This window comes from Agrococcus sp. HG114 (genome assembly GCF_024723325.1).
Classification (GTDB): domain Bacteria; phylum Actinomycetota; class Actinomycetes; order Actinomycetales; family Microbacteriaceae; genus Agrococcus.
In genome coordinates this window covers 1-10,888 of the sequence record NZ_JANQCH010000075.1, presented here as the reverse complement: position 1 = coordinate 10,888, position 10,888 = coordinate 1, and the positions used below count along the sequence as shown (strand labels likewise).

The following is a 10,888-nucleotide window of genomic DNA, read 5'->3' as shown; positions in this document are numbered from 1 at the left end:
GGCGCGACGCCGGCGCGAGCGCGCGGAGGTCCGCCGCTTCACCGCCGCGCGGCGGCGCCAGCTGCGCGCGGCGCTCCTCGCGGTCGGGGGGCTCGGCCTCGCGCTCGCGCTGCTCGTCGGACTCGTGTGGTCGCCGCTCATGTCGGTGCGGGAGGTGCGCGTCGAGGGCACCGAGCGGCTGGGCGCGGCCGTGGTGCAGTCGGCGCTCGCCGAGGCGGTCGGCCAGCCCATCGCGACCGTCACCGAGGCGGGCGTCGCGGAGCGGCTGCGCTCGATCCCGCAGATCGAGTCGTTCCGCCTCGACGTCGTGCCGCCGTCCACCGTGGTCGTGCACGTCGTCGAGCGCCGCCCCGCAGCGATCGCCCCGGGGCCGGCCGGCGAGCAGGTCATCGACGCGGCGGGCGTCGCGCTCGGCGCCGTCGACGAGACGACCGCGGGGCTCCCGCGCCTCGACGGGGTCGAGGTCGGCAGCGAGGCGTTCGATGCCATCGCGACCGTGCTCGTCTCGGTCCCCGCCGAGGTGCTCGCGTCGACCGAGAGCATCTCGGCCGCGTCGCCGTCGGACATCCGCCTGCTGCTGCGCAGCGGTCAGAGCGTCGTGTGGGGCGGCGAGGAGGAGAGCCAGCTGAAGGCCGACGTGCTCGCGGCGCTCCTCGAGACGCAGGACCCGGCGCTCGCGCGCGTGCTCGACGTGAGCGCTCCCGAGCACCCGGTCGTCGTGGCCGGCTGAGCAGGCACGGACCCGAGCCCGATCGCGCGGCATCCGTGCGCCGCGTCGGTGACGATTCTTTTTCTTCTCGGTTTCGGCGCCGACACACCGAGTCGCTCCGAGCGCAGGCGGGAGGCCGCCCGTACCGTCGGAGTCGTCAGCAATGAAGTGAGGAATTCTCTAAACTTCAACTAGAGGTTGAGAGTTCGATCGAGGGGCCGGGACCGTGACTTCCAACAACAACTACCTCGCCGTCATCAAGGTGGTCGGCGTCGGCGGCGGCGGCGTGAACGCCGTGAACCGCATGATCGAGCTCGGCCTGCGCGGCGTCGAGTTCATCGCGATCAACACCGACGCGCAGGCGCTGCTGCTCAGCGACGCCGACGTGAAGCTCGACGTGGGCCGCGAGCTCACGAAGGGGCTCGGCGCGGGCGCCGACCCCGAGGTCGGCCGTCGCGCCGCGGAGGACCACGCGGAGGAGATCGAGGAGGCGCTCGCAGGCGCCGACATGGTCTTCGTCACCGCGGGCGAGGGCGGCGGCACCGGCACGGGCGGCGCGCCGGTCGTCGCGCGCATCGCGAAGAGCCTCGGCGCCCTCACCGTGGGCGTCGTCACCAAGCCGTTCTCCTTCGAGGGGCGGCGCCGCCAGGCGCAGGCCGAGGCCGGCGTCGAGGCGCTCAAGAACGAGGTCGACACGCTCATCGTCGTGCCGAACGACCGGCTGCTCGAGATCAGCGACATGGGCATCTCGATGGTCGAGGCGTTCGAGACCGCGGACCAGGTGCTGCTCGCCGGCGTGCAGGGCATCACCGACCTCATCACGACCCCGGGGCTCATCAACGTCGACTTCGCCGATGTGAAGTCGGTCATGCAGGGCGCGGGCTCCGCGCTCATGGGCATCGGCTCCTCGCGGGGCGCCGACCGGGCGATCAAGGCCGCGGAGCTCGCCGTCGCGAGCCCGCTGCTCGAGGCGAAGATCGACGGCGCGCACGGCGTGCTGCTGTCGATCCAGGCCGGCAGCAACCTCGGCATCCACGAGACCTACGACGCGGCGAAGCTCGTGCAGGAGGCCGTGCACCCCGAGGCGAACATCATCTTCGGCACCGTGATCGACGACACGCTCGGCGACGAGGTGCGCGTGACGGTCATCGCCGCAGGCTTCGACGGCACCGGCCCGGCGCCGAAGGAGGACGACTCGGTGATCCGCACCGCGGCGCGCACCGAGATGGGGCTGCGCGAGACGAGCCACAGCGCCCCGGAGCGCGAGAGCGCCCACGAGCGGCGGCCGATCCCCGCGGTCCCCGTCGCCGACCACCTCACGGGCCCCGTGCAGCCGCTCACCCAGGTCGACGAGGAGGAGGACGAGTTCCTCCCCGACTTCCTCCGCTGACATGACGCACGACGCCGCCGCGCGCCTGGCCGCGTTCCTCGACGAGCTCGAGGGCGCGCGCCGGGGCCGCGCGGTGACGCTCGTCGTCGTCACGAAGCGCCACCCCGCATCGCTCGTCCGCGAGCTGGCCGAGGCCGGCCACCGCGACTTCGGCGAGAGCCGGCACCCCGAGTCGCGCGACAAGGCCGCCGAGCTCGCCGACCTCGACCTCACGTGGCACTTCGTCGGGCAGCTGCAGCGCAACAAGGCCCGGCAGGTCGCGTCCTACGCGCACGTGCTCCACTCGATCGACGCGACGTCGCTCGTCGACGCACTCGAGGGCGGTGAGCCCGGGCACGAGCGCCCCGTGCGCGATGCGCTCGTGCAGGTCAACCTCACCGACGACCCGCAGCGAGGGGGCGTCGACCCCGCGGGGCTCGACGCGCTCGCCGAGCGGGTCGCCGCCTCCGCCGCCCTGCGGCTGCGCGGCGTGATGGCCGTCGCGCCGCTCGGGGAGGAGCCCGCGCGCGCGTTCGAGCGGCTCGCCCGTCTCGCCGAGCGCGTGCGCGCGATCGATCCCGACGCGGGGTGGATCTCCGCCGGCATGAGCGGCGACTGGCGCGAGGCGCTCGAGCACGGCGCGACACACCTGCGGATCGGCACCGCAATCACGGGAAACCGCCCGCCCGGCTTATAGCGTGAACCCAGCCACGAGGAGGATCCATGAGCAACGCACTGAAGAAGGCGGCGATCTACTTCGGCTTCGCCGAAGAGGACGAGCTGACCCAGGAGGTCCGCCCCGTCGAGCGGACCGAGAGCGAGGACCGCGCGCCCCAGCCGCTGCGCGAGCGCCCCGCCGAGGATCAGCGCCGCGCCCCCGTCACGAAGCTCCGAGCGAGCCAGAAGGTGAACGACATGAGCGAGATCCTCACGGTGCACCCGCGCCAGTACAAGGACGCCAAGGCGATCGCCGAGGCGTTCCGCTCGGGGACCCCCGTCATCATCAACCTGTCGCAGATGACCGACGGCGACGCCCGTCGCCTCATCGACTTCTCGGCCGGCCTCACGCAGGGCCTCGAGGGCCGCATCGAGCGCGTCACGACGAAGGTGTACCTCCTCACCCCTGAGCACATCGCCGTCTCCGGCGGTCGCGCGTTCGACGACGACGCCGAGTCGGCCGTCTTCGCGCACTGACGCGCCGACCGCCGTCCTCCCGTGGTGCTCGTCCCGATCCTCGCGTGGATCGTGCACACCGCCGCGCAGATCGTCTTCTACCTGCTGTTCGCGCGGGTCGTGCTCGACATCGTGCGGCAGGTGCGCCGCGACTGGAAGCCCTCCGGCTTCTGGCTCGTGGTGTCGGTGTGGATCCTCCGGCTCACCGACCCGCCGCTGCGCTTCGTGCGACGCTTCGTCAAGCCCGTGCGCGTCGGCGGCGCGATGCTCGACCTCGCGATGATGGTGCTGCTCCTCGCGCTCCTGCTGCTCATGGCCGTCGTCGGGCCCTTCCGGTTCGCGCAGCTCTGAGCGGCCCTCGGGCGGGGCATGGCTAGGATCGACACCACGCCGTCCCCGACCGGTACAGTGATTCCGCGCTGCTGGTCCGATCGGGCCGGCGGCCGACCAAGAAAGGCACGCAATGGCTCTGACTCCTGACGACGTCGTCCACAAGCGCTTCGAGACGACGCGCTTCCGCGACGGCTACGACCAGGACGAGGTCGACGACTTCCTCGACGAGGTCGTCACCGAGCTGCGCCGCCTCATCGAGGAGAACGACGCGCTCCGTGCCGAGAACGAGCAGCTGAAGCAGGGCGGCGCCGTCGCCGCCCCCGCGCAGCCCGCCCCCGTCCCGGCCGACGCCGAGGCCGGCGCCGTCGACACCGCCGAGCTCGACGAGCTCCGCGCCGAGAACGAGCGCCTGCAGCAGCAGCTCGCCGAGCGCGAGGCCGAGCTCGCCCGCGCGCAGCAGGAGCAGCCCGCGCGGGCTGCCGACGTCGAGGCCGCGCCGGCCGACGAGGTCGAGCAGCCCGCTGCCGAGGCGCCCGCGCCGTCGCCGGTCGTCAGCAACGCCGACGGCCTGCTCGCGCTCGCGCAGCGCGTGCATGACGAGCACGTCGCCGAGGGCGAGCGCAAGCGCGACGAGCTCATCGCCGCCGCCGAGGCGACCGCCCAGCAGATCGAGGACGAGGCGCAGGAGCGCAAGCAGGTGCTCGCGCAGGAGTTCGACGAGGCGAAGGCCAAGCTCGACGAGCAGAAGGCCACCCTCGAGCAGAAGATCGACGAGCTCAAGAGCTTCGAGCGCGACTACCGCCTCAAGCTGCGCGGCTACATCGAGAGCCAGCTGCGCGACCTCGACCGCTCCTCCTCGCTCGCCTTCGGCGGCCAGGGCGGCAGCTGAGCCGCTCGGTGACCCACGACGCTGCGTCCGGCACCCCGGAGGCGGCCCCGGTGCAGCGCTCGTGGCGCATGCTGGGGGTCGTCGTCGGGGTCGCCGCGCTCGTGTGGCTCGGCGACTTCCTCACGAAGGAGTGGGTCATCGCGTCGATGGCCGAGGGCGAGCGCCGCGAGGTGCTCGGCGAGCTCCTCCAGTGGCACTTCGTGCGCAACCCCGGCGCGGCGTTCTCGCTCGCGGCGGGCTCGACGTGGATCTTCACGATCCTGGCCGCGGGCGTCGTGGTGTTCATCGCGACCCAGACCCGGCGCATCCGCTCGCCCCTGTGGGCCGCCGCGTTCGGCGCCCTGCTCGGCGGCACGCTCGGCAACCTCACCGACCGGCTCACGCGCGAGCCCGGCTTCTTCGTCGGCCACGTCGTCGACTTCATCCAGGTGTGGGGCTTCCCGGCGATCTTCAACATCGCCGACATCTTCATCGTCTCGTCGATGTGCCTCATCGTGCTGCTCGTGCTGCTGAACATCGGCCTCGACGGCCACCGGCACACCGACGAGCCGAGCACCGCCGAGGGCGCGGATGCGCCGGCGGAGCCCGGCACGGACGCAGCCGGCCCGCGGGCGTGATGGAGACCCGCTTCCTGCAGGTGCCGCCGGGGCTCGACGGAACCCGGGCCGACGCCGGGCTCGCGCGCCTGCTCGGGCTCTCGCGCACCGCCGTCGTCGCGATGCTCGAGAGCGGCGGTGCGGTGCAGGACGGCGCGCCGCTCGGCAAGTCCGACCGGCTGCGCGCCGACGCGTGGCTCGACCTCTCGTGGCAGCCCCGCGAGGAGCCGGTCGTCGTCGCGACCCCGGTGCCCGACCTCGCGATCGTGCACGACGACGCCGACATCGTCGTGGTCGACAAGCCCGCCGGCGTCGCCGCGCACCCGAGCGTCGGCTGGCAGGGCCCGACGGTCGTCGGTGCGCTCGCCGCCGCGGGCTTCCGCATCGCGACCTCCGGCGCCGCCGAGCGGCAGGGCGTCGTCCACCGGCTCGACGCGGGCACGAGCGGCCTCATGGTGGTGGCGAAGAGCGAGCGGGCGTACTCGCTGCTCAAGGCCGCCTTCCACGACCGCGAGGTCGAGAAGATCTACCACGCCGCCGTGCAGGGCCACCCGGACCCGCTCGTCGGCACGATCGACGCGCCCATCGGGCGCCACCCGAACCACGAGTGGCGGTTCGCGGTCGTCGCGAGCGGCAAGCACGCCGTCACGCACTACGAGGCGCTCGAGGCGTTCCGCGGCGGCAGCCTGCTCGAGGTGCGGCTCGAGACCGGGCGCACCCACCAGATCCGCGTGCACATGGCCGCCCGCAGGCATCCGTGCCTCGGCGACACGATGTACGGCGCCGACCCCACGGTCGCCGCGCGACTCGGACTCGAGCGCCAGTGGCTGCACGCCGTGCGGCTGGGGTTCCGGCACCCGGCGACGGGGGAGTGGGCCGAGTTCCGCTCTGAGCCGTCGCCCGACCTCGCACGCGCGCTCGAGCTGCTCCGCGACGAGTAGCGCCGGCACGCGCGGCGGCCGCTCGGCGTGGGTGCCCGGCCGTAGGATCGATGGGCCATGGCAGACTCCTTCGCGCACCTCCACGTCCACACCGAGTACTCGATGCTCGACGGCGCAGCGCGCATCAACGAGCTCATGCGCGCGGTGCAGGAGGAGGGGATGCCCGCGGTCGCGATGACCGACCACGGGAACGTCTTCGGCGCGTACGAGTTCTGGAAGGCCGCGCGCGCGCAGGGCGTGAAGCCCATCATCGGCACCGAGGCCTACATCACCCCGGGCACGCACCGCAGCGACAAGACGCGCGTGAAGTGGGGCGGCGCCGACTCGTCGTCGGGCGACGACGTCTCCGGCGGCGGCGCGTACACGCACATGACGCTGCTCGCCGAGACGAACGAGGGGCTCCACAACCTGTTCCGGCTCTCCTCCTACGCGTCGATGGAGGGCTTCTACTTCAAGCCGCGCATGGACCGCGAGCTGCTCGAGCGCTACTCGACGGGGCTCATCGCGACGACCGGCTGCCCCTCGGGCGAGGTGCAGACCCGGCTGCGGCTCGGCCAGTTCGACCTCGCGCTCGAGGCGGCGGCGTCGAACCGCGACCTCTTCGGCGCCGACAGCTACTTCCTCGAGGTCATGGACCACGGGCTCGAGATCGAGCGCCGCGTCAAGGACGACCTGCTCGAGATCGGCAAGCGCCTCGGGCTCCCGCTCCTCGCGACGAACGACCTGCACTACACGCACGCCGAGGACGCGAAGAGCCACGAGGCGCTGCTGTGCGTGCAGTCGGGCTCGACGATGGACGACCCGAACCGCTTCCGCCTCGAGGGCGGCGGCTACTACGTGAAGTCGGCCGCCGAGATGCGGCACCTGTTCCGCGACCTCGAGGGCGCGTGCGACAACACGCTGCTCGTCGCCGAGCGCTGCGACGTCGAGTTCGACGAGTCGGCGAACTACATGCCGCGCTTCCCGGTGCCCGAGGGCCACACCGAGGAGTCGTGGTTCCGCCACGAGGTGCAGGTGGGGCTCGAGCGCCGCTACGGCGGCAGCATCCCCGAGGCGGTGCAGCGGCAGGCGGAGTACGAGATGGGCGTCATCTCGAACATGGGCTTCCCCGGCTACTTCCTCGTCGTCGCCGACTTCATCAACTGGGCGAAGGACAACGGGATCCGCGTCGGCCCCGGCCGCGGCTCGGGCGCCGGCTCGATGGCGGCGTACGCGATGCGCATCACCGACCTCGACCCGCTCGAGCACGGCCTGATCTTCGAGCGCTTCCTCAACCCCGACCGCGTGTCGATGCCCGACTTCGACATCGACTTCGACGACCGGCGGCGCCCCGAGGTCATCCGCTACGTCACCGAGAAGTACGGCTCCGAGCGCGTCGCCCAGATCGTCACGTACGGCACGATCAAGTCGAAGCAGGCGCTCAAGGACGCATCCCGCGTCCTCGGCTTCCCGTTCGGCATGGGCGAGAAGCTCACGAAGGCGATGCCGCCCGCGGTCATGGGCAAGGACATCCCGCTCTCCGGGATCTTCGACCAGAGCCACGAGCGCTACAAGGAGGCCGGCGACGTCCGCGCCCTCATCGAGACGGACCCCGACGCGAAGACGGTCTTCGAGACCGCGCGCGGGCTCGAGAACCTCAAGCGCCAGTGGGGCGTGCACGCGGCGGGCGTCATCATGTCGTCCGACCCGCTCATCGACATCATCCCGATCATGAAGCGCGAGCAGGACGGCGCGATCATCACGCAGTTCGACTACCCCGCGTGCGAGTCGCTCGGCCTGATCAAGATGGACTTCCTGGGGCTCCGCAACCTCACGATCGTCTCCGACGCGCTCGACAACATCCGCGCGAACCGCGGCGAGGAGCTCGACCTCGAGACGCTCGCGCTCGACGACCGCGGCGCGTACGAGCTGCTGCAGCGCGGCGACACGCTCGGCGTGTTCCAGCTCGACGGGGGGCCGCTGCGCTCGCTGCTGCGGCTCATGAAGCCCGACTCGTTCGGCGACATCTCGGCCGTCATCGCGCTCTACCGACCCGGCCCCATGGGCGCCGACTCGCACACGAACTACGCGCTGCGCAAGAACGGGCTGCAGGAGATCACGCCCATCCACCCCGAGCTCGAGGAGCCGCTCGCCGAGATCCTCGCCGAGAGCTACGGCCTCATCATCTACCAGGAGCAGGTGATGGCCGTCGCGCAGAAGGTCGCGGGCTACTCGCTCGGCCAGGCCGACATCCTGCGCCGCGCGATGGGCAAGAAGAAGAAGGCCGAGCTCGACAAGCAGTTCGAGGCCTTCTCCGGCGGCATGCGCGAGCGCGGCTACTCCGAGGGCGCCGTCAAGGCCCTGTGGGACATCCTGCTGCCCTTCTCCGACTACGCCTTCAACAAGGCGCACTCCGCCGCGTACGGCGTCATCTCGTACTGGACGGCCTACCTCAAGGCGCACTACCCGGCCGAGTACATGGCGGCGCTGCTCACGAGCGTCGGCGACTCGAAGGACAAGATGGCGCTCTACCTCTCGGAGTGCCGCCGCATGGGCATCACGGTGCTCCCGCCGGACGTGAACGAGTCGTCCCTCTACTTCACCGCGGTGGGCGACGACATCCGCTTCGGCCTCGGCGCGGTCCGCAACGTCGGCGAGGGCGTCGTCGAGGGCATCATCGCCGCGCGCGAGCGCGAGGGCGCCTACGCGAGCTTCCACGACTTCCTGAAGAAGGTGCCGCTCGGGGTCGCGAACAAGCGCACGGTCGAGTCGCTCATCAAGTCGGGCGCGTTCGACAGCCTCGGGGCGACGCGCCGGGCGATGCTCGAGATCCACGAGGATGCGGTGGACGCCGCCGTCTCGATCAAGCGCAACGAGGCCAACGGGCAGGTCGACCTCTTCGGCGACATCTTCGACGACCTCGAGACGGTCGCCGACCGGGTCCCCGACAGGCCGGAGTGGGGCAAGCGCGACAAGCTCGCGTTCGAGCGCGAGATGCTCGGCCTGTACGTCTCGGACCATCCGCTCTCAGGGCTCGAGCTCGAGCTCGCGAAGCACGCGACGCACCAGATCCAGGAGCTCGCCGAGGCGTGCGAGGACGGCGACACCGTCACGCTCGCGGGCCTCATCACGAGCGTGCAGCACCGCGTCGCGCGGAACTCCGGCAACCAGTACGGCATCTTCTCGCTGCAGGACTTCGGCAGCGAGCTCGAGGTGATGGTGCTCGGCAAGACCTACACGGAGTTCCGGCCGGCGCTCGTCGCCGACCAGGTCGTGGTCGTGCGCGGGCGCGTGCGCACGCGCGACGACGGGTTCACCGTGCACGCGAACATGATCGACACGCCGGACGTGCAGCCGGTCGACGAGTCGCGGCCGCTCGAGCTGCGCATCCCGGAGCGGCGCGCGTCCATGACGGCGATGCGCGAGCTGCGCACGCTGCTCGAGCGCCACTCGGGCCCCACCGACGTGCGGCTCGCGCTCGAGCGTCCCGAGGTGCTGCGGGTGTTCGCGCTCCCGCAGAAGGTCCGCGTCTCGAGCGACCTGTTCGGCGAGATCAAGAGCCTGCTGGGCCCCGCCTCGATCGCCTGAGCGTCGCTCGGTCGCCCCCGGGGAGCGGGCGCGCGAATACGATGGAGGCCATGCTCCGACGACTCGACCTCACGACGCTGCCCGAGGATCGCGAGCTGCGCGCGCTGCTGCCGCGGCCCGAGGTCGACGTCGACCGGGCGCTGCCCGCGGCGCAGGAGCTCATCGCCGACGTCCGCGAGCGCGGCGCCGAGGCGCTGCTCGAGCAGGCCGAGCGCTTCGACGGCGTGCGGCCCGCCGACGTCCGCGTGCCGGCCGACGCGATCGCGGCGGCCCTCGAGGCCCTCGACCCTCGCGTGCGATCGGCGCTCGAGACCGCGATCGGGCGCGTCCGCGTCGGCTCCGCCGCCCAGGTGCCCCCGCCCGCCTCGGTCGAGCTCGCCCCGGGCGCCGTCGTCGAGCTCCGCTGGCAGGCGGTCGACCGCGTCGGCCTCTACGTGCCCGGCGGCAAGGCGGTCTATCCCTCGAGCGTCGTGATGAACGTCGTCGCCGCGCAGGCGGCGGGCGTCGCCTCGATCGCGGTCGCGAGCCCCGCCCAGGCGGACCACCAGGGCCTCCCGCACCCCACGATCCTCGCGGCGTGCGCACTGCTCGGCGTCGACGAGGTGTACGCGATGGGCGGCGCCGGCGCGATCGGCGCGCTCGCCCTCGGCGTGCCGGCCCTCGGGCTCGAGCCCGTCGACGTCGTGACGGGGCCGGGCAACGTCTTCGTCGCCGCCGCGAAGCGCGCCGTCGCCGGGCGCGTGCGCGTCGACGCGGAGGCCGGCCCGACCGAGATCCTCGTCATCGCCGACGACAGCGCCGACCCCGAGCTCGTCGCGGCCGACCTCGTGAGCCAGGCGGAGCACGACGAGCTCGCCGCTGCCGTGCTCGTGACCGACAGCGCCGACCTCGCCGACCGGGTCGACGCATCCGTCGCGCGGCGCGCGGCCGCGACGCCCGCCGCCGCGCGCGTGCGCGCGGCGCTCGAGGGCGAGCAGTCCGCGATCGTGCTCGTGCGCGACCTCGAGGCCGCCGCGCGCGTGAGCGACGCGTACGCCCCCGAGCACCTCGAGATCCACACGCGCGACGACGACGGCGTGCTCGCGCGCATCCGCCACGCGGGCGCGATCTTCCTCGGGGCGCACGCGCCCGTGAGCCTCGGCGACTACGCGGCGGGCTCCAACCACGTGCTGCCCACGGGCGGCCAGGCCCGGCGGGTGGCGGGCCTCGGCGCCGCGACCTTCCTGCGGCCCCAGCAGGTCGTGCGCTACGACGCCGCGGCGCTCGAGGCGGTGCGCGCGGATGTCGTCGCGCTCGCCGCCGCCGAGGGCC

At 72.5% G+C, this 10,888-nt stretch carries 10 protein-coding genes; all 10 read left to right on the top strand.

Annotated elements, in window-relative coordinates; all coding sequences use genetic code 11:
• Positions 1-730 (top strand): FtsQ-type POTRA domain-containing protein (locus NWP09_RS08555; protein ID WP_258275100.1); only part of this gene is annotated, 730 nt, incomplete at its 5' end.
• A 205-nt stretch (positions 731-935) separates the two neighbouring features.
• The gene (gene ftsZ / locus NWP09_RS08550) at positions 936-2,099 is read left to right on the top strand and encodes a cell division protein FtsZ (protein WP_258275099.1); all 1,164 of its coding nucleotides are present in this window, start codon (positions 936-938) and stop codon (positions 2,097-2,099) included.
• A gap of 1 nt (position 2,100) precedes the next feature.
• Positions 2,101-2,775: a YggS family pyridoxal phosphate-dependent enzyme gene (locus NWP09_RS08545; RefSeq protein ID WP_258275098.1), complete on the top strand. Its 675-nt coding sequence runs from the start codon at positions 2,101-2,103 to the stop codon at positions 2,773-2,775.
• A gap of 26 nt (positions 2,776-2,801) precedes the next feature.
• Complete coding sequence (locus NWP09_RS08540) at positions 2,802-3,272, top strand: cell division protein SepF (RefSeq protein WP_258275097.1); 471 nt, start codon at positions 2,802-2,804, stop codon at positions 3,270-3,272.
• 24 nt (positions 3,273-3,296) lie between these two features.
• Complete coding sequence (locus NWP09_RS08535; protein WP_258275096.1) at positions 3,297-3,602, top strand: YggT family protein; 306 nt, start codon at positions 3,297-3,299, stop codon at positions 3,600-3,602.
• A gap of 112 nt (positions 3,603-3,714) precedes the next feature.
• Positions 3,715-4,473 (top strand): DivIVA domain-containing protein, encoded by a 759-nt coding sequence (locus NWP09_RS08530; RefSeq protein WP_258275095.1) that lies wholly within the window; start codon positions 3,715-3,717, stop codon positions 4,471-4,473.
• 8 nt (positions 4,474-4,481) lie between these two features.
• A complete protein-coding gene (gene lspA / locus NWP09_RS08525; RefSeq protein ID WP_258275094.1) occupies positions 4,482-5,090 on the top strand; it encodes a signal peptidase II in 609 nt (202 codons plus the stop codon).
• The gene (locus NWP09_RS08520; RefSeq protein ID WP_258275093.1) at positions 5,090-6,010 is read left to right on the top strand and encodes an RluA family pseudouridine synthase; all 921 of its coding nucleotides are present in this window, start codon (positions 5,090-5,092) and stop codon (positions 6,008-6,010) included. Before lspA ends, NWP09_RS08520 begins: the two co-directional genes overlap by 1 nt.
• A 57-nt stretch (positions 6,011-6,067) precedes the next feature.
• On the top strand, positions 6,068-9,577 hold the full coding sequence (dnaE, locus tag NWP09_RS08515) for a DNA polymerase III subunit alpha (RefSeq protein WP_258275092.1): 3,510 nt from the start codon (positions 6,068-6,070) through the stop codon (positions 9,575-9,577).
• A 50-nt stretch (positions 9,578-9,627) separates the two neighbouring features.
• A partial coding sequence (hisD, locus tag NWP09_RS08510) for a histidinol dehydrogenase (RefSeq protein ID WP_258275091.1) occupies positions 9,628-10,888 on the top strand: 1,261 nt, incomplete at its 3' end.